Raw genomic sequence first — 18,613 nt, 5'->3', positions numbered from 1 at the left:
CCGCCCGCCTCGCGGCGGCAACCGCACGCTGGTGCGGGTCCTGATGGGCGCCGCCGCGCTGATCGTGTTCGTCGGCGTCGTCGTGGGCGCCTGGCACTTCGGCTCGGCCATGAACGACGGCTCGGGCCAGGAGGGCACCGAGGCCGGAAACACCACCGACGACGGCGACTCCAAGGACGAGGATTCGGCGGACGTCGCGGCACTGACCCCGTCGAGCATTTCGGACTTCGACCCTCAGGGGGACGGTGAGCATCCCGACAATGCGCCGTTCGCCATCGACGGGGACCCGTCGACCGACTGGAGCACCCAGACCTACAAGGGTGAGAACTTCGGCGGCTACAAGAGCGGTGTCGGTCTGATCATCGACATGGGCGGGCCGGTCGAAGTGCACAGCGCCGACATCGAGCTCGGCCCCGGCGGCAGCGACGTCGAGCTGCGCGTCGGCGACGAGAAGTCGCTCGACGCCCTGCAGACGGTCGGCGAGGCCCAGGGCGCCGCCGGAGCGACCACCATCGAGCCCGACGACCCGGCCAAGGGTCGGTACGTGCTCGTATGGTTCACTGATATCCCCCAGGTCGACGGTGGATGGCGGGGGAGCATCAACGAGATAGAGCTGCACGGGAAATCGTGACGAGGGTGATGGACGCAGTCCAAGAGCTCCCCGACAAGGAGCTGTTGTCCAGACACGCTCGCGGTGACGAGAAGGCGTTCGACGAACTGGTCCGCCGCCACCGCGAGCGCATGTGGGCTGTCGCGATCCGCGTGCTGGGCGACCCCGAGGAGGCCGCCGACGCACTGCAGGACGCCTTCCTGTCCGCCTTCCGCGCCGCCGGCCGGTTCCGCGGCGAGGCACAGGTGAGCACCTGGCTGCACCGCATCGTGGTGAACGCCTGCCACGACCGGATGCGCCGCCGCATGGTGCGCCCCGCGGTGCCCACCGACGACGCCACGCTCGACGTGCTCTCCAACGAGCGGGCCAAGGCCACGGCCTCGGTCCCCGACCCGGCCGGGCGCAGCGACTCCCGGATGGACGTGCACGCCGCCCTGGAGCAGATCCCGCCCGAGCAGCGGCTGGCGCTGGTGCTCGTGGACATGATGGGCTACCGCGTCGACGAGGCCGCCGGGATCCTCGAAGTGGCCCCCGGAACGGTCAAGAGCCGCTGCGCCCGCGGCCGCGCGAGACTTCTTCCCTATCTGGCGCACCTGCGGAACCCTGAACGCCCCCGAGACGTCACATCCCCGAGAGGAGGTGACGGGAGACCGTGACGTCTCATGTGGACGCGGAGACTCTCGCGTTGTCGCTCGAAGGACTACTCGACGACGAGGAAGAGCGCTCCGTCCGTACTCACGTGGCCGGATGCTCCCAGTGCGCCGAGACCCGGGAGGCGCTGGGAGAGGTCTCCGGCCTACTGGCGGAGGAACCGGTCCCGCCACTTCCCGATTCGGTCTCGGCCCGCCTGGACGAGGCGATACGCGCGGAGCGGAAGGACCCGACCTCAGACGGCGGCACCCCATCAGCCGCCGAGGGGGACGGGAACGACCGCGACGGGCGACAGGACCGAGGGGACGCGGAGGACCCGGACGGGCCCGGCGGCGTCGACGGCGACGCCGCCGAGGAGCTGCGCTCCCGTGCGGCCGAGGTGGTTCCGATGCGTCGGCGCGGCGTCGCCCGCTGGATGCCCTACATCGCCGCGGCCGCGGCCGCCGTCTTCGTGATCGGCGGAGGCGCGGCCCTGCTGCGCGGGATGGGCGACGAGCCGGGTGTCGGCGGCGGGGGCGAGACACGGGACGACGAGCCCCATGCCGTGAAGGAGCCCGCCCCGGTCCTCGTGGAGAGCGGCACCGCCTATACGCCGGAAGGGCTGGAGGGCCAGGCGGGCGACGTGCTGTCCCTGGCCGCGCCGGAACTGCCGCCGCAAGGCGCTGAGAGCGACGAGGAGGCGCCGGAGATATCGGCCCTGCCCAGTCCCTCGGAGAACCCTTCCGGGGTCTCCACGTGCGTCGAGGGGCTCACCGAGGAGGGTGAGCGCACGCCGCTCGTGGACGTGGCCACCTACACGGGCGACGGCGGCGCCGCCGAGCCGGTGTGGGTGCTGTACACCGAGGAGGCCTCCGGCTCCTACACGGTGTCCGTGGTCTCACCGGAGTGCACCGGCGGCGCCCCTGCGGACGCGGTGCTCGACTCGGCCCCGGTTCCGGCTCCGTGACACCCTCCCCGGTGGCGGCGGTCCTCCGCCGCCGCCGGGGAGACGTCCGTACCGGCTCTGCGGACCACCTCGCTCCAGCTGGCTACGAAGGGCGCGTCTCAGAGTTCTACTCCGGTTCATGTTTCGAGGACCAGCGACCACCCTTCGATGGGATTACTACGTTCCCATGGCCGAGCGCGGGACTATTTTCTTAGGAGAGACGCCTGTCGCTCCACTTCCAGTGGGTTTCTAACGCCTCAAACTCATAATTGTCGACTACGCCTTGAAAGAAGGCGAGGTCACCCCTTAAAGGCGTCCAGAGTATTAGATGTGCCCACCACACACTCAGCAGGGACCGGTGGGTACGAATTTTTCTGCCAAATACCGCACCAGAAGTTGACTGCTCCACACCCCTCCTATGGGTGAAAAGTTTCACCTGCATTCTCACCGACAGAGCCATAACAGGCCGAGCCCCATCAAAGACGAACCTTTACCCTCTCGAACTCACGCGCCAATAACGAGATATAAACAATATTATATACACTCCGACCTGCTCTTTTGCGATTATTCCTCCTTTCCTGTTAGCGTTAATCGCAATGACAAGCAGGTTTGTGAGGAGCATTATGTCAAAAAAGAGGTTCGCCATTGCAGCTATTTCATCGCTGACGTTCGCGCTGACGTTGCTGTCGCCGACGACCGCCCAGGCTGCGGCTTACGATGGACAGAACCCCTCCACCTCTGGTTGTGCTGCTGACGCGATCACCGCCAAGGGAAGGGACATCAAAGACGGCGACGTAGTGATCGCCGGACTCGACCTGAGGTACAGCCCCTCCTGTAGAACAGCGTGGGCAAGAGTCCGCATCACCCCTGGATCGTCCGTTGACGGCAGCGCAAAGGTTGTTCGGAACAGCGACGGCCGAAGCTACTCGTGCAGCAATGTCTGGTATAGCGAGACGCTGGGCGTCTATACCTGCTACACGGCGATGGTCAATGATGCGGGCGTCACTTCGTACGCCTCCGGTAGCGCCTACCTGGACGGTTCCAGCGGGAGCGCCTCCACTGGTTCGTATTAATAGAATGACATAGGTCGTGCATCCTCGAGGAGCTACACGCATCTGAGGATCTCCCTACGCCCCGGCAGGGCCCTACCCAGGGGCCCTGCATTTTTTTGGCACCCTTGCCACTTCGAGGAATCAACGAGTGATTGACATACCTATCCAAACAGATCAATCATTTTGATAATCGATGCCATCGACCACCACGGTCGTCCGCCTGACTTAATCCCACCGGCCACGTCCTCGAGGGCTTGGACTCATACAGTCCGGAGCAATGCAGAAGAACTGCAGCCCATTGTTCGTTGCTATTCAGCACCCATAATCGTTAAGCCAGATTTGTTGCTCCCGGTGAAGGCCGGTACTCGTACTTCTCCCTCGTGTACCGGTACCTGCCCTATCCAGGTGAAGATCTGCTCCCCCCTACGCGGCGCCATCACGGGACCACCGGGGCAGCCTCCAGGCACCCGAATCCTCGGAGACGGGCGATGGCGCCTGGGGGCAGCGCCGACCCCCTCTCAGGCGACGGCCTCCACCGGACTCGCTCAGGCCGGATGCTTCCTTCTCGCTGCTGCCCAGTACCAGGTCACAGACGGGTCTGGCCCCATGGGGAATGGGGGGCGCCTACCCTGTGTTGAGAGGAACGATCTACCCGCAGGGTCACGGGCGGCAGTGACCTCCCCCCTGAGCGAACGAAGGGCCGACGAGCGTGAGCGACGTCCGCAACGTAATCATCATCGGGTCGGGGCCGGCCGGCTACACCGCGGCCATCTATGCCGCGCGCGCCTCCCTCGACCCCCTGGTCTTCGAGGGGTCCATCACCGCCGGCGGTGCGCTGATGAACACCACCGAGGTCGACAACTTCCCCGGGTTCCCCGACGGCGTCATGGGGCCCGACCTCATGGACAACATGCGCAAGCAGGCCGAGCGCTTCGGGGCCGAGCTCGTCGCCGACGACGTGACCGAGGTCGACCTTGCCGCCGAGCCCAAGGTGGTCAAGGTGGGCGATGAGACCCACCTGGCCAAGAGCGTCGTCATCGCCACCGGGTCGGGCTACCGCGAGCTGGGCGTCCCCGGGGAGAAGGAGTTCTCCGGGCGCGGCACCTCGTGGTGCGCCACCTGCGACGGCTTCTTCTTCCGCGACAAGGACATCATCGTGGTCGGCGGCGGCGACACCGCGATGGAGGAGGCCACCTTCCTCACCCGCTTCGCCAAGTCGGTGACGGTCGTGCACCGCCGCGATGAGCTGCGGGCCAGCAAGATCATGCAGCAGCGCGCCTTCGACAACGAGAAGATCCGCTTCATCTGGAACAGCGAGGTCACCGAGGTCCTGGGCGAGGACAAGGTGAACGGGGTGCGCCTGCGCGACCGCGTCACCGGGCACGAGAGCACCCTGGACGTGGAGGGCGTGTTCGTCGCCATCGGCCACGACCCGCGGGTGGAGCTCTTCAAGGGCCAGCTCGACCTCGACTCCGAGGGCTACCTGGCGGTGGAGGCCCCCACCACCGGCACCCGTCTTCCGGGCGTCTTCGCCTGCGGCGACGTGGTCGACCACACCTACCGGCAGGCGATCACCGCGGCCGGCACCGGGTGCTCGGCCGCCATGGACGCCGAGCGGTACCTGGAGAGCCTCAACGACTGACCGGCGCGCCTCCCCGGCGCCCCCGGTCGACCGACGTCCCGAGCCAATGTGTGAGGAGTGAACGACGTGGCGGACCTGAAGCACGTCACCGACGCGACCTTCGAGGAGGAGGTCCTCAAGAGCGACAAGCCGGTGCTGGTCGACTTCTGGGCCGAATGGTGCGGCCCCTGCCGCCAGGTCGCCCCGGTCCTTGAGGAGCTCGCCAAGGAGCACGGCGACAAGCTCACGATCGTCAAGCTCAACATCGATGAGCAGCCCAACACCACGCGTGAGTACGGGATCATGCAGATCCCCACGATGAACGTGTTCAAGGACGGCGAGGTCGTCAAGCAGATCATGGGCGCCAAGCCCAAGCGCGCTCTGCTGAAGGACCTCGACGGCATCATCTGACGTTCGAGGCGCGCCGGGCGGGCGCCCGGCCCTCGGCGGACGATGCGAAGGACCCACGGGGATGCCCCCGTGGGTCCTTCGGCGTTTCCGGGCCGCGCCGCACAGGCGGCGGCAGGAGCGACGCCAGGGGCGGAGCGGGGGCGACGGTAGGGCCGGTGTCGACCGGCGCGCGGTCCGCGCCTCAGCGCGCCCTGGCGGCGGTTCGCGGGGGCGAACGGGGGCGGCAGCGGTGCGCCCGGTGGGCCGTTTCACGTGAAACACGGCACGGGGCGTTCGGTCCCCCTGCCGCTCTTCCGCTTTACCGCCGTACCGCTGTGTCGACGTGTCGCCTTCTCGCTCAGCCGACCGGTGTGGACAGACGCTCGCGCACTTCCCAGAACCGGGCCGCGAAGGCGTCTCCCGGGCAGGCGGTCCCGCCCCAGTCGCGGTGCATCGCCACGGCGTGCACCTCCCGGGAGGAGCCGCTCACCGGGTTGACGTAGCGCACACGGGAGGACGGGTCCACCCCGCTGAGCGCGCACAGTGTGCGCACCGTCCGCACCAGCGCGTCCCGCGCCGACCGGCTCGGCATCGCCGACGTGAAGTCGCCCATCAGGCAGATGCCGATGTTCCCCGCGTTGTGGCCCACGGCGTGCGCACCGGTGACGCACCGCGCCGCCCCGGGGAGCGGGACGCCGGAGAACACCGGCAGCGGGCCGCCGGTGGACCGTCCTTCGTACAGGGTTCCCTCGGGGTCGATCAACAGGTGGTATCCGATGTCGTCCCAGCCGTTCTCCACGGTGTGCAGCCAGTAGATCGCCCGCATCGTCTCGCGCGGGTCCGCGGCCACCGGCATCGCCGCGTGGTGCACCGTCACCGCCTGGACCGGGTGGGAGCCGCCGTCCGCGTCGCCTCGCAGTCCTTCGTCGGCGCCCCACCCGGACCGGGTGACGTAGGGCAGCGGAAGCGCCCCGCGGACGTCTCCGGTCTCCAGCAGCCCGTGGGCGGCCCCGCTCATCCGGTGCCTCCGTCCGCTCCGCGTGTCGATGGCCGCCGTCTCCACGGCGTCCTGCCCCTGCATCTCCACCTCGTACCCGGTGGCGCCGGGCGGGGCCTGCAGCAGCACACCGCCCTCTTGCCCGCTGTCGTCCCCGTGGCCGCCCACCCGCACCGGACGCCACGGGCCGGGGCCGTCCGGTCCGGTGAACCGTGCCCGCCCCTCCCCGGTGCCTCCGGCCGGCAGCACGGCCACGTGGTCGAAGGCGCCCCGGGGCGTGACCGGAGCGGTGGTCGCCGCCCACCGCTCCACACCCGTGCGGGGGAACGTCGGCGGGCCGCTCTCCCCCGCGACCGCCCGCACCGCCGCCGCGGCGCCCCGGCCGCCGCCCAGCAGCCGCTCCCCCAGCACCAGGGCCGCCGCCCCGGCACCGGCCGCCACCAACCTCCGCCTACGCACCATGGACCCCGTCCACCCCCGCCACTCGAACGTCGAGGCCCGGCCCTCCGCGTGGCGGAGGGCCGGGCCTCGGCCGGGGCGGACGCCCCGGCGGTCAGGAGTCTAGGGAGCGGGTGGGCCGCATCGCAGGGATTCGGCACATTCGCGGCCGGTGTTTCACGGGAAACATCGGGAACGGCCTGCGCCGGACAGCGGCGTGCCGACAGGTCGACTTACGTCCCTAGCGTCAGAGGGACCTCGGGCGCGTTATGTGGATCATGGCCGTAGCGAGCGGCGTCCAGGTGCGCTCATCGCAAGAACGCTGTGTTCCCAAGAGCAGGGGGAGTCAGCCTGGGTGCGCTGTCGACCGATGAGGACGCAGCGAGGGGCGTGCCTGGGCATCGCGCAGTAGGTCGTGATCCACACAACGCGCCCTAACGTCAGATGGCCCTGTCGGCGGAGCGACAGGGCCATCGGAGGCCGGGGAGGCGGGTTCCCGGGGTGGTTGCGCACGCGCGGGGTCAGCCGTCCTCGGGCGCCATCGCGGCGATGATCCGCTCCAGGTCCTCCTTGGTGGCGAACTCCACCACGATCTTGCCCTTGTTCTTGCCCATGTCGACCTTCACCCGGGTGTCGAACCGGTCGGAGAGCAATCCCGCCAGCTCATCCATCTCGGGGTCGCCCGCGCGGGCCGCCGCACGCCGCTTCTTCGGCTTCTCGTCCTCGGTCTCCCCGAGGGTGATCAGCTCTTCCAGCGCGCGGACCGACAGCCCTTCCTCCACGATGCGGCGGGCGAGGCGGTCCTGCGTCTCGGAGTCCTCCACCGACAGCAGCGCCCGCGCGTGCCCCGCGCTGATCACCGAGGCGGCGACCCGCCGTTGAACCGCCGGGGAGAGGTTGAGCAGCCGCAGGGTGTTGGTGATGTGCGGGCGGGAGCGCCCGATGCGCCGCGCCAGCTCCTCGTGCGTCGTGCCGAAGTCATCGAGCAGCTGCTGGTAGGCGGCGGCCTCCTCCAGCGGATTGAGCTGCTGCCGGTGCAGGTTCTCCAGCAGCGCGTCCCGCAGCAGCTCATCGTCTCCGGTCTCCCGGACGATCGCGGGGATGCGGTCGAGTCCGACCTCCTTGCTGGCGCGCCACCGCCGCTCCCCCATGATCAGCTCATAGGAGTCCGGCCCCAGGCGGCGCACCACGATCGGTTGGAGCAGCCCCACCTCGGCGATGGAGGCGCGCAGTTCATCCAGCGCCTCCTCGTCGAAGTGCTGCCGCGGCTGGCGCGGGTTGGGGGTCACCGCGGAGAGGGGGATCTCCTCCAGGTAGGCACCGTCGATGACGGCTCCGCGCTCGGCTCCCCGGTCGGCTCCGCGCTCGGCCGCGTCGTCACCGCCGTCCGCCGACGCCTCCCCCGGGGCCGCCACCGGCCCTTGCGGGATGAGCGCCCCCAGTCCCTTGCCAAGACCCCGCCGCTGCTGGCTCACCGACGTCTCCCTTCCTCACGTCTCACTGGACAACGGCGCCCGCCTCGGCCCGGTAGGCGATCTCCCGGGCGGCCTCCATGTAGGCGACCGCGCCGGTGGAACCCGGATCGTAGGTCATCACGGACTGCCCGTAGCTGGGCGCTTCGGAGACGCGGACGCTGCGGGGCACCAATGTCTTGAGTACCAGATCCCCGAAGTGCTGGCGGACCTCGTCGGCGACTTGTGAAGCCAGCCGGGTGCGCCCGTCGTACATGGTCAGCACGATGGTGGAGATGTCCAGCGTGGGGTTCAGGTGCGACTTGACCAGGTCGACGTTGCGCAGCAGCTGCCCCAGCCCCTCCAGCGCGTAGTACTCGCACTGGATGGGGATGAGCACCTCTTCGGCGGCCACCATCGCGTTCACGGTGAGCAGCCCCAGCGACGGCGGGCAGTCGATGAGGATGTAGTCGAGCTCACTGCTGTCGTACGCGGCGAAGGCGCGCTTCAGCCGCGCCTCCCGGGCCACCAGTGAGACCAGTTCGATCTCGGCGCCGGCCAGGTCGATGGTGGCGGGGACACACCACAGGTTGGGGATGTCCGGAACCGGGCGGGCGAGGTCGCGCAGTCCGGCGTCCTCCACCAGGCAGTGGTAGATGGAACGGGAGTCCTGTTCCCGCTCCATCCCCAGCGCGGTGGAGGCGTTCCCCTGGGGATCGAGGTCGACGACCATCACCCGCTGCCCGTGCATGGCGAGCGAGGCGGCGAGGTTCACCGTCGTGGTGGTCTTGCCGACGCCGCCCTTCTGGTTGGCGACGCCGATGACGCGGCAGGACTTCGGGCGGGGCCAGGTGTCCTCCCCGTATCCGCGCACGCTCATCGCGGCCCGGGCCGCGCGGGCGATCGGCGTATCGAAGACGTCGTCGTCGACGCCCGGATCGGCCGCGCCGGTCTCGGTTTCACGTGAAACAGGGCCGTCGGGGTGCAGGTCTCGGGGCGACCAGCTCGGCGTTTCACGGGAAACATCGACGTCGCCATGGTTCTCGGGCACGAATGAGTTCACCTCTTCCGTCCGCGCTTCTTCCTTCCGGCCGCGGCGCGTCGCGACGGGTGCGGACGCTCGCTCTCGGACGTCACCGTGATGCGAACGACCGTGGTAGCGGGGTCGACTTTACCGCTCCCCACCCGGATCACATCGGCGGCGCAGGGGCGCAGTGCGGACAATTCCTTACGCGCCGACTCCAGTTCACTCTCCGCCTGCTCCCCCTTCAGGGCGAGCAGGCTGCCATCCTTGCGCAACAGCGGCAGCGCCCACCCGGCGAGCCGGGTCAGCGGTGCCACCGCACGCGCGGTCACGATGTCGGCGGCCAGGCCCTTCTGCTCTTCGGCCCGGCCGCGCTCCACCCGCACGTTCTCCAGTTCCAGCGAAGCGACCACCTCGCGCAGGAACACCGTGCGCCGAAGCAGCGGCTCCAGCAGGACCACCGAGACGTCCGGGCGCAGGATGCCCAGGACCACCCCGGGCAGTCCGGCCCCCGAGCCCACATCGACGAGGTCGGCGCCGTGCGGGACCAGTTCCTCCACCACGGCACAGTTGAGGATGTGCCGGTCCCACAGCCGCGGCACCTCGCGCGGCCCGATGAGTCCCCGCTCCACCCCGGCACCGGCGAGCAGCTCCGCATACCGTGCCGCCGTGTCGATCCGGTCCCCGAACAGCGCGGCCGCCGTCTCGGGCGGCACCGTGCGATGGTCAGCGCCGGAGGTCATCTGTCACCACCTTGGTCTCTCCCATGGTCTCTCCGCCGCCCCGCCGTTCCGGCGCTCCGCTCACCGGTCGGCGTGTCCATCTGCCCGCCTATCGATCGGCGGACATGTCGGCCGGTCTCCCTGTCGACTTCTCTCCCCGCGGCGTCCGCTCCGTTGAGGCGCCGCGGACGCGGCCATGGGGCGCGGGCGGTCGGGCCGTTGGGCGGTCGGGTCCGGACAGTGAACGGCGCCCCCCACGATCCTATGCGTGAGGGGCGCCCGTGTTTCACGTGAAACGTCGCGCGATCACTCAGTCGGCGGGGAGCACCACCACGTAGCGGTAGGGCTCCTCCCCCTCGGACTCGCTGGTGAGGCCCGCCTCGGCCACCGCGTCGTGCACCACCTTGCGCTCGAACGGGGTCATCGGCTCCAGCGCCTTGGCCTCCCCGCCCTTCTTCACTTCGGCGGCCGCCTCGGAGCCGACCTTGCGCAGCTCGGTCCGCCGACCCTCGCGCCATCCGCCGATGTCGAGCATGAGGCGGCTGCGGTTCCCGGTGCTGCGGTGCACCGCCAGGCGGGTGAGCTCCTGGAGCGCCTCCAGCACCTCCCCCTCGTTGCCGATCAGCTCGTCCAGCGTGGCACCGACCACCGAGACCACCGCACGGTCGCCTTCGACGTCCATGTCGATGTCGCCGTCGAAGTCGGCGATGTCCAGCAGCCCCTCGATGTAGTCGGCGGCCACGTCGCCCTCGTTCTCCAGGGCCTCGATGTCGATGCTCTCCTCGGGCGCGTCCGCCACCGCGACGCTGCCGCCGCTCTCCTCGGGGGCGTCGGTGTTGCCGTTGCTCACAGCGTGCTGTCTCCTCACGTTCGCGATCCCGCCGACCGCGCGCTTCTGGGGCTCATCGCCTGCGCCCGGCCGGCCTGTCCGGCCGAGAAGGCCGGGACTGCCCTACTGCTTCGGGCGACCGCCGCCGCGCTTCGCCCGGGACTGCTTCTTCGGCTGCTTACGCTCGATCTTAGGCTGTTCCACCGGTTCCGGGGCGCTCTCCTTGCGTTTGCCGAGAAGGCCCTTGGCCGACCCGTTCGCGGCGCCCGACGCACCCGCCTTGGACTCCTCGCCGCCCTCGGTGCCGGGCGCGGGGAACTTCCGGTACATCAGGTGCTGCTGTCCCATGGTCCACAGGTTGGAGGTGACCCAGTAGATCAACACACCGATCGGCATGCCCAGGCCGAAGAGGCCGAAGGCCGGCGCCATGTACATCATGATCTTCTGCGACTGGGCCATCGGGTTGTCGGCCATCTGGACCGTGGTGCGCTTCATGCTCTGGCGCATGGTCAGGAAGGTCGTCGTCCCCATGATCACACAGGCGATGACGATGACGATCTTGGCGATGATCGGGTCGGAGCCGTAGCTCTCCAGCTCGGCCGAGGAGCTGGTGAACTGGGCGGCGATCGGGACGTGGAAGATGAGGGCGCCGCGGGCGCTCTCCACCAGCTCCTGGGTGAACCCGTACTGCGCCTGCCCCTGGGCGACCGAGCGCAGCACGCTGAAAAGGGAGAAGAAGACCGGCATCTGCAGCAGCAGGGGCAGGCAACCCATGATCGGGTTGGTCCCGCTCTCCTGGTAGAGCTTCATCATCTCTTGCTGCTGGCGCTGCTTGTCGTTCTTGTAGCGCTCGCGGACCTTCTGCAGCTGCGGCTGCATGTCCTGCATCTTCCGCTGCGTGTGCATCTGCTTCACGAACAGCGGGACCATGATCAGTCGCATCAGGACCGTCAGCAGGACGATGGACAGGCCCCAGGCCCATCCGCCGTCGGGATCGAACCCGATGAAGGTCAGGGCCGAGTGGATCTGGATCAGCACCCACCCGACGATGTTGTACAGCCAGTCCAGCACCGGCCAACTCCCTCTTCTGTCAGTGCGGCGACGGGTTCGCGGGGCCGGTCCCGGACAGGCCGGGGTCCTCTCCCGTGTCGCTCGGTTGGTGGTCGCGTTTCCCCGCGCGCGGGGGAACCGGGTCGAGTCCGCCCGGATGGAAGGGGTGGCAGCGCGCGATCCTGCGCACCGCCAGCCACAGCCCCCGCAGCGCTCCGTGCTCCTGGAGCGCCTGCACCGCGTACGCGCTGCACGAGGGGTAGAAACGACAGACCGGCGGGAACAGCGGCGAGATGAACCGCTGGTACCCCCTGATGGGAACGATGAGGGCCCATGCGAGGGGCCTGGGTCTGTCGTCGGTCATGAACCCGCCCGCTGCTCTCCGTCGGCGCGAGCGGCGCCGCGCTCACCCCCGCCTCGTCCCTTGCGGCGGCGTGTCGCGCCGCCGCGGGAGCGCCGGACCGCGGAGAGGGCGGCATCGAGCTGCTCGGCCAGAGTGTCGTATCCAACGTGGGCGGCCAAGGGTTTGGCGCGCACTACCAGCAGGCTACCCGCAGGCAGGTCCCCGATCCGGTCGCGCATCAGGTGGCGCAGCCGGCGCTGCACCCGCTTGCGCACCACCGCCGAGCCCACCGCCTTGCTCACGGTGAACCCGACCCGCGGAGCATCCTCGGCTCCCGGGGCATCGGGACGGGCGGTCAGCAGGACGACGCCGAGGGCGTCACGGCCGGAGCGCCGTCCCCGGCGCATGGTGCGGCCGAACTCGGCGCTGCGCCGCATCCGGTTGCCAGGCGACAGCATGGGATCGGTCCTCGAACACAAGAAGGGGACCGGCCTGTCGGCAGACCGGTCCCGAAGTCATCGGCTGAGCCGTGGGTCAGTGGCTCACGGTCAGGCGGGCGCGCCCCTTCTTGCGGCGGGCCGTGATGACGGCGCGACCGGCGCGGGTCCGCATGCGCAGCCGGAAACCGTGGACCTTCGCACGGCGCCGGTTGTTCGGCTGGTACGTACGCTTGCTCACTGCTGGGCTCCAGGGGCGTCTAGAGAAGTTCTTGCGCGCGGTTCCGCGAGACGGGCCGCGCATGTCCTGCTCAACAACGTCGCGGGGACGTCCGAGGCTCAGGAACATCGCCCGCTCGCGCCGCCGACCGGGCATCCCGTGCCGAGCGGGGCGCATTCCGGTAGCGACTTAAGCATAAAGAAGATACGGCGGTACCCGTCCCCGGTCAAATCGGCCGCCCGCGCCACCAGGAACGACACCGGCCGCGGAGAGCACCGGACGGCCGCTGGGCCGGGCCCGGGAGCGGCCGCCGTCCCCATTATCCCCCCGCTGTGGACGACGCGCTGTCCACAGCAGGGGAAGATCCCCCACAGCCCCCTAAGCTGTGGATAACGTGGAGGCGGGGAGAACGGCCCTCCGGGGCGCCGACCCGCACGGCGCCCGCCCGGCTTCCCCCAGGTCGCTACCCAGGGTGATCAGGGAATTGTGGACAACCCTCGGCTCCCGGCCGCCTGTGCACGGCCTGTGAACGAACCGGTGCACAACTTGTGGACACCGCCCTCACGCTGTGGATACCGGGCGGCCGGTCCGCCGACCCGCCGCGGGTGCGTCCCCGCGGCTCTGTACACAGGCCGTCCACAGTGATCCCCCTCTCCGTCCACAGGAGGGGGCCGCCGGTCCCCCGGTCCCGCGGGGCCGGAACGACCGGGACAATGGGGCGTCCGGACCCGCACGCGGGACGCCGGGCACCGCCGAGACGCCGACCGCCGAGAAGGGGACGAACCATGGCAGGGCACCGTGTCTGAGGCTCAGGTCAACCTCGCGGTGGTGTGGTCCAGCGTCCTGGACGGGCTGGACAGCAACGCGCTGCCCCCGCACCAGCGGGCGTGGTTCCTGCAGACCCGGCCGCTGGGCCTGATCGAGGACACCGCACTGCTCGCCGCGCCCAACGACTTCGCCAAGGAGATCCTGGAGACCCGGCTGCGGGAGAGCATCAGCCGTGCGCTCTCCGCCGAGCTCGGCCGGGAGATCCGCGTGGCGGTGACCGTGGACCCCACGGCGGTGCAGCCCGCCCCCTCCCCCGCTCCGCAGCCCCCGTCCCCGCAGGGCTCCGCCCCGGGTGCCGCCCCGCAGGGGCCGTCCGCGCCGGGCGCTCCGCCGGCGGCCGGCGGGCCGGGGTCCCCGCCCGCGCCCGTGGGCCCCTCCCCGGAGGAGGGGCCGCGCCCGGCCGCCGAGGGCGGCCCCGCCCCGGCCGACCTGCCGGCCCCGCCCCCGTCGGAGGCCCTTCCCGACGGGCAGTTCGGCCGCCCCGACCCGGCGCAGGGTTTTCCACAGCCCTATGGACGGAGCGAGCCCGCCCCCCGCGACCAGGCCCACTCCGCCCAAGGGGAGGACCTGCTGGCCGGTCCGCCCGCCCAGTGGGAGCAGCGCCCCCAGCAGTGGGACTCCGCCCCGCGCGACCACCGGCCGTGGGACCACGGCGCCCCCGCCCAGTGGGAGCGCGCCGCACCCGAGCGCCCCGGCGGCGGCCCACAGGCAGGCGGCCCCCCGCAGGCGGGATGGGACCGGCCCCGGCAGGAGAACGCCCCGCACGAACAGGCCCGGTGGGAACAGCCCGGTCCGGACCGGAACCAGCGCGACCGGCCGCAGTGGGACCAGCCCCAGTGGGACGCGCCCGCGCCCCCCTCCTCCGCGCAGGGCCCACAGAACACGTGGGAGCAGCCGCAGTGGGAGGCGTCGGGCCCTTCCTGGGAGCAGGGCCGCTGGGACGCCCCCGCCCCGGGCTCCTCCGGTGACCGGGGCTCCGCCGGTGCGCCGTCCACCGGCGCCTTCGCCGACGGGCCGGAGGGACCGGACGCCTCCCCCGCCCCGGGCGGCTCCGTCCCGCCGCCCCCGGCCCCCAGCCCGCCCGACACCGAGGGCGGCAACCAGCCGCACACCTCGGCCGAGCCCGCGCGGCTGAACCCCAAGTACACCTTCGACACCTTCGTCATCGGCGCCAGCAACCGCTTCGCCCACGCGGCCGCGGTCGCCGTCGCCGAGGCGCCGGCCAAGGCCTACAACCCGCTGTTCATCTACGGCGGCTCGGGGCTGGGCAAGACCCACCTGCTGCACGCCATCGGCCACTACACCCAGCGCCTGTACGACGGGGCCCGGGTGCGCTATGTGAGCTCCGAGGAGTTCACGAACGAGTTCATCAACTCCATCCGGGACGGCAAGGCCGACGGCTTCCGGCGCCGCTACCGGGACATCGACGTGCTCCTGGTCGACGACATCCAGTTCCTGGAGAACAAGGAGCAGACGCAGGAGGAGTTCTTCCACACCTTCAACACCCTGCACAACTCCAACAAGCAGATCGTCATCTCCAGCGACCGGCCGCCCAAGCAGCTCGTCACCCTGGAGGACCGGCTGCGCAACCGGTTCGAGTGGGGGCTGATCACCGACGTCCAGCCGCCCGAGCTGGAGACCCGGATCGCCATCCTGCGCAAGAAGGCGGCCCAGGAGGGGCTGGCCGCCCCGCCCGAGGTGCTGGAGTTCATCGCCAGCAAGATCTCCACCAACATCCGCGAACTGGAGGGGGCGCTGATCCGGGTCACCGCCTTCGCCAGCCTCAACCGGCAGTCGGTGGACCTGCACCTGACCGGCATCGTGCTCAAGGACCTCATCCCCGACGACGAGGGCCCAGAGATCACCGCGTCGGCGATCATGGCGCAGACCGCCTCCTACTTCGGGCTGAGCACCGAGGACCTGTGCGGCACCTCGCGCTCGCGGGTGCTGGTCACCGCCCGCCAGATCGCGATGTACCTGTGCCGGGAGCTGACCGACCTGTCGCTGCCCAAGATCGGCCAGCAGTTCGGCGGGCGCGACCACACCACGGTGATGCACGCCGACCGCAAGATCCGCTCGCTCATGGCCGAGCGCCGGTCCATCTACAACCAGGTGACCGAGCTCACCAACCGCATCAAGCAGGAGTCGCGGAACGGGTGACACGGCGCGCCCGGGCCGCACCGCGGTTCCGGCCGCTCCGTCCGGCGAGGTTCGCGCCACATCCACCGGTTCGTCCCCGCCCGCGTCGGCGCCCCAGGGGCCGCCCCCGGACACCGGATCCCCCGCCGCACGGCCGGATCCGGACGCGTTGTCCCCAGGGGCGGCCTTTTTTCTGTGGACAACCGGTGGAGAACCCTGGGGATGACGCCCCCGTTCCTGGGGACGGCCTGGGGACGGGCTGTTGACGGCGGGGAGGCGCCCTGTGGCCGCCCTCCACCGGCCCTGTGGGCGAGCGGTGGACAACCGGTGGATGAGCGGTGGAAAACCCGGGGACAACATGTGCACGGCCGAACGGCGTCCACAGCGCGGCCGGTTCTCCACAGCCGCCACCCACAGGGCCGGTGGATAAAAATCTCCGGGGTGACCTGCGAAAAGGACCTCTGTCCACACTGTCCACAGCCCCTACTATTACGGCCCCCTTGTTAAACCCAAAGGGGCTTCAAAATCAGGCTCGGGCCCGAACTGTGGATGAGCGCCGAACCGTCCCCGACGGCCCGGTCGGCCCCGGTCGCGATCAGGTGTTGCGGGCAGCGGCGGGCGGTGAATGCGGGTACCGTGTGAACCCGTCCCCGAGGTGAGCCCGCGCCGTCGTCACGCCCCCACCGCTCACGGGGTCAGCAGACGCCTTCGAGGAGAGTGAGTCGGAAAGTGAAGTTCCGGGTCGAACGCGACGTACTCGCCGACGCCGTCGCCTGGACGGCGCGCAGCCTGCCGGTCCGCCCCTCGGTGCCGGTGCTCGCCGGGATGCTGCTGGACGCCTCCGACAACGAGGGCCGCCAGCGCCTGAGGCTCTCCAGCTTCGACTACGAGGTCTCCGCGCAGGTGTCGGTGGACATCGAGGTCGAGGAGCCCGGGACCTGCCTGGTCTCCGGCCGCCTGCTCGCCGAGATCACCCGCAACCTTCCTCCACAGACGGTGGAGATCGCCACGGACGGCGCCAAGGTGACCGTCTCCTGCGGCAGCGCGAAGTTCACACTCCTGACCCTGCCTGTGGAGGACTACCCGACCCTGCCGGAGATGCCCGGCCAGACCGGCTCGATCGGCAGCGACGTGTTCGCCGCCGCCGTGGCCCAGGTCGCCGTCGCCGCCGGCCGGGACGACACGCTCCCGATGCTCACCGGTGTGCGGGTGGAGATCGAGGGCTCCACGCTGACCCTGGCCTCCACCGACCGCTACCGGCTCGCCGTCCGCGAGATCACCTGGTCGCCGGAGAACCCCGACGTCTCCGCGGTCGCCCTGGTGCCCGCCAAGACCCTGGCCGACACCGCCAAGTCGCTGACCTCCGGCGCCGAGGTCTCCATCGCGCTGGCCACCGGCGAGGGCGCCGAGGGCATGATCGGCTTCGAGGGCGGCGGCCGCCGCACCACCACCCGGCTGCTGGACGGGGAGTTCCCCAAGTACCGCGCCCTGCTGCCGGACTCCTTCAACTCGGTCGCCGAGATCAACAAGGCCGAGTTCATCGAGGCGGTCAAGCGCGTGTCGCTGGTCGCCGAGCGCAACACCCCCCTGCGGCTCGCCTTCGGCGAGGGCCGCCTGGTCCTGGAGGCCGGGACCGGCGACGAGGCGCAGGCCGTCGAGGTGCTGGACGCCTCCATGGAGGGCGAGGAGATCCAGATCGCCTTCAACTCGTCCTACCTGCTGGACGGGCTCGGCGCGGTCGACTCCGACATCGCCCGGCTGCAGTTCACCACCTCGACCAAGCCCGCGATCATCTCCGGCAAGCCCGCCGACGAGACCGCCGCCTCCGACTACCGGTACCTCATCATGCCGGTGCGGCTCTCCGGCTGAGCCGGGGGCCGGTGTACAGCCCCGGGACGCACCGGGGACGAACAGGCTCCGAGGGGGAGAGGTCACGATGAAGCTGGGCATGGTCGGCCTGGGCAAGATGGGCGGCAACATGGCCGCGCGGTTGCGGGACAAGGGCCACGAGGTCGTCGGGTACGACTTCGACCCCCGGGTGAGCGACGTGGGCAGCCTGGCCGAGCTGGTCGGGCGGCTGGAGGCCCCGCGCACGGTGTGGCTGATGGTGCCCGCCGGGGAGCCGACCGACGGTGCCGTCGAGGAGCTGGGCGGCCTGCTGGACGCGGGCGACCTGATCATCGAGGGCGGCAACTCGCACTACGTCAAGGACCGCGAGCACGCCGACGCCCTCAAGGACCAGGGCGTGCGCTACGTCGACGCCGGGGTCAGCGGCGGCGTGTGGGGGCGCGAGAACGGCTACGGGATCATGGTCGGCGGGGCGCCCGAGGACGTCGAGCGGGCCAAGCCGATCTTCGATGCCCTCACCCCGGACGAGGGCGGCGGCTATGTGCACGCCGGTGGCGTGGGCGCCGGGCACTTCGTCAAGATGGTGCACAACGGCATCGAGTACGGCATGATGCAGGCCTTCGCCGAGGGATTCGAGCTGATGCAGGCCTCGGACATCGTCGACGACGTGCCGGGCACCTTCGACAGCTGGCGCGAGGGCACCGTGGTGCGCTCCTGGCTGCTCGACCTGCTGGTGCGGGCCCTGGAGGAGGACCCGGAGCTGGAGGCGCTGCGCGGGTACGCCCAGGACTCCGGCGAGGGCCGCTGGACCGTGCAGGCCGCGGTGGACCACGCGGTCCCGGCCCCGGCCATCACCGCGGCGCTGTACGCGCGCTTCGCCTCCCGGCAGGAGGACAGCCCCGCGATGAAGGTGATCGCCGCGCTGCGCAACCAGTTCGGCGGGCACGCGGTGGCCACCGCCACCGATGACCCGGTGCGCACCCCGCGGAGCTGACGCGCCGGGCGCGGGCGGAGGCGCCCGTGGGCGCCCGCCACCGC

The 18,613-nt window shown here is 70.4% G+C and carries 18 protein-coding genes; 9 read left to right on the top strand and 9 right to left on the bottom strand.

From position 1 onward, the window contains the following. From O4U47_RS26235 to trxA, 6 genes are all read left to right on the top strand, one after another. Positions 1 to 631: discoidin domain-containing protein (locus tag O4U47_RS26235; RefSeq protein ID WP_270680652.1), on the top strand; the 631-nt coding region annotated here is incomplete at its 5' end. An 8-nt stretch (positions 632 to 639) separates the two neighbouring features. Next, on the top strand, positions 640 to 1,266 hold the full coding sequence (sigM, locus tag O4U47_RS26230) for an RNA polymerase sigma factor SigM (protein ID WP_270680651.1): 627 nt from the start codon (positions 640 to 642) through the stop codon (positions 1,264 to 1,266). After that, a complete protein-coding gene (locus O4U47_RS26225) occupies positions 1,263 to 2,207 on the top strand; it encodes an anti-sigma factor family protein (protein WP_270680650.1) in 945 nt (314 codons plus the stop codon). Before sigM ends, O4U47_RS26225 begins: the two co-directional genes overlap by 4 nt. A gap of 575 nt (positions 2,208 to 2,782) precedes the next feature. After that, positions 2,783 to 3,259, top strand: a complete 477-nt coding sequence (locus O4U47_RS26220) for a DUF2690 domain-containing protein (RefSeq protein ID WP_270680649.1) — start codon at positions 2,783 to 2,785, stop codon at positions 3,257 to 3,259. 688 nt (positions 3,260 to 3,947) lie between these two features. Then, positions 3,948 to 4,880 carry a thioredoxin-disulfide reductase gene (trxB, locus tag O4U47_RS26215; protein ID WP_270680648.1) on the top strand — a complete coding sequence of 311 codons (933 nt, stop codon included), beginning with the start codon at positions 3,948 to 3,950 and terminating at the stop codon, positions 4,878 to 4,880. Between the two features lie 66 nt (positions 4,881 to 4,946). After that, positions 4,947 to 5,270, top strand: a complete 324-nt coding sequence (gene trxA / locus O4U47_RS26210; protein ID WP_270680647.1) for a thioredoxin — start codon at positions 4,947 to 4,949, stop codon at positions 5,268 to 5,270. 337 nt (positions 5,271 to 5,607) lie between these two features. Here the strand turns inward: trxA and O4U47_RS26205 are convergent, their stop codons facing one another. The 9 genes from O4U47_RS26205 to rpmH form a co-directional block, all read right to left on the bottom strand. Then, the gene (locus tag O4U47_RS26205) at positions 5,608 to 6,708 is read right to left on the bottom strand and encodes a peptidoglycan recognition protein family protein (protein ID WP_270680646.1); all 1,101 of its coding nucleotides are present in this window, start codon (positions 6,706 to 6,708) and stop codon (positions 5,608 to 5,610) included. Between the two features lie 497 nt (positions 6,709 to 7,205). Continuing rightward, complete coding sequence (locus O4U47_RS26200) at positions 7,206 to 8,159, bottom strand: ParB/RepB/Spo0J family partition protein (protein WP_270680645.1); 954 nt, start codon at positions 8,157 to 8,159, stop codon at positions 7,206 to 7,208. A 22-nt stretch (positions 8,160 to 8,181) separates the two neighbouring features. Next, positions 8,182 to 9,015 (bottom strand): ParA family protein, encoded by an 834-nt coding sequence (locus O4U47_RS26195; RefSeq protein WP_270680656.1) that lies wholly within the window; start codon positions 9,013 to 9,015, stop codon positions 8,182 to 8,184. Positions 9,016 to 9,194: 179 nt separating this feature from the next. Next, positions 9,195 to 9,902 carry a 16S rRNA (guanine(527)-N(7))-methyltransferase RsmG gene (gene rsmG, locus O4U47_RS26190; RefSeq protein ID WP_270680644.1) on the bottom strand — a complete coding sequence of 236 codons (708 nt, stop codon included), beginning with the start codon at positions 9,900 to 9,902 and terminating at the stop codon, positions 9,195 to 9,197. A 289-nt stretch (positions 9,903 to 10,191) separates the two neighbouring features. Further along, on the bottom strand, positions 10,192 to 10,680 hold the full coding sequence (locus tag O4U47_RS26185) for a Jag family protein (protein WP_270680655.1): 489 nt from the start codon (positions 10,678 to 10,680) through the stop codon (positions 10,192 to 10,194). A gap of 153 nt (positions 10,681 to 10,833) precedes the next feature. Further along, on the bottom strand, positions 10,834 to 11,781 hold the full coding sequence (gene yidC / locus O4U47_RS26180) for a membrane protein insertase YidC (RefSeq protein WP_270680643.1): 948 nt from the start codon (positions 11,779 to 11,781) through the stop codon (positions 10,834 to 10,836). Between the two features lie 19 nt (positions 11,782 to 11,800). Further along, positions 11,801 to 12,124 (bottom strand): membrane protein insertion efficiency factor YidD, encoded by a 324-nt coding sequence (gene yidD / locus O4U47_RS26175; RefSeq protein ID WP_270680642.1) that lies wholly within the window; start codon positions 12,122 to 12,124, stop codon positions 11,801 to 11,803. Further along, positions 12,121 to 12,561 (bottom strand): ribonuclease P protein component, encoded by a 441-nt coding sequence (gene rnpA / locus O4U47_RS26170; protein WP_270680641.1) that lies wholly within the window; start codon positions 12,559 to 12,561, stop codon positions 12,121 to 12,123. The genes yidD and rnpA overlap by 4 nt, the downstream gene beginning before the upstream one ends. 76 nt (positions 12,562 to 12,637) lie before the next feature. After that, complete coding sequence (gene rpmH, locus O4U47_RS26165; RefSeq protein ID WP_017624929.1) at positions 12,638 to 12,781, bottom strand: 50S ribosomal protein L34; 144 nt, start codon at positions 12,779 to 12,781, stop codon at positions 12,638 to 12,640. Positions 12,782 to 13,558: 777 nt separating this feature from the next. Here rpmH and dnaA point away from each other — a divergent pair. From dnaA to gnd, 3 genes are all read left to right on the top strand, one after another. After that, positions 13,559 to 15,748: a chromosomal replication initiator protein DnaA gene (gene dnaA / locus O4U47_RS26160; RefSeq protein ID WP_270680640.1), complete on the top strand. Its 2,190-nt coding sequence runs from the start codon at positions 13,559 to 13,561 to the stop codon at positions 15,746 to 15,748. A gap of 708 nt (positions 15,749 to 16,456) precedes the next feature. Next, entirely contained in the window at positions 16,457 to 17,596 is a 1,140-nt protein-coding gene (gene dnaN, locus O4U47_RS26155; protein ID WP_270680639.1) for a DNA polymerase III subunit beta, read from the top strand. 67 nt (positions 17,597 to 17,663) lie between these two features. Further along, on the top strand, positions 17,664 to 18,569 hold the full coding sequence (gene gnd / locus O4U47_RS26150; RefSeq protein WP_270680638.1) for a phosphogluconate dehydrogenase (NAD(+)-dependent, decarboxylating): 906 nt from the start codon (positions 17,664 to 17,666) through the stop codon (positions 18,567 to 18,569). Positions 18,570 to 18,613: the final 44 nt, after the last annotated feature.

Source organism: Nocardiopsis suaedae (assembly GCF_027706745.1).
In the GTDB taxonomy this organism is placed as follows: domain Bacteria; phylum Actinomycetota; class Actinomycetes; order Streptosporangiales; family Streptosporangiaceae; genus Nocardiopsis_A; species Nocardiopsis_A suaedae.
Note: the sequence above shows the minus strand (reverse complement) of the source record. Positions and strands in the feature narration are given on the sequence as shown.

Excerpts from the sequence above, each read along its gene's own strand:
- sigM (WP_270680651.1), top strand. The coding sequence starts at position 640 with ATGGACGCAGTCCAAGAGCTCCCCGACAAGGAGCTGTTGTCCAGACAC.
- O4U47_RS26220 (WP_270680649.1), top strand. The coding sequence starts at position 2,783 with ATGACAAGCAGGTTTGTGAGGAGCATTATGTCAAAAAAGAGGTTCGCC.
- O4U47_RS26205 (WP_270680646.1), bottom strand. The coding sequence starts at position 6,708 with ATGGTGCGTAGGCGGAGGTTGGTGGCGGCCGGTGCCGGGGCGGCGGCC.
- O4U47_RS26195 (WP_270680656.1), bottom strand. The coding sequence starts at position 9,015 with ATGAGCGTGCGCGGATACGGGGAGGACACCTGGCCCCGCCCGAAGTCC.
- rsmG (WP_270680644.1), bottom strand. The coding sequence starts at position 9,902 with ATGACCTCCGGCGCTGACCATCGCACGGTGCCGCCCGAGACGGCGGCC.
- yidD (WP_270680642.1), bottom strand. The coding sequence starts at position 12,124 with ATGACCGACGACAGACCCAGGCCCCTCGCATGGGCCCTCATCGTTCCC.
- rnpA (WP_270680641.1), bottom strand. The coding sequence starts at position 12,561 with ATGCTGTCGCCTGGCAACCGGATGCGGCGCAGCGCCGAGTTCGGCCGC.
- gnd (WP_270680638.1), top strand. The coding sequence starts at position 17,664 with ATGAAGCTGGGCATGGTCGGCCTGGGCAAGATGGGCGGCAACATGGCC.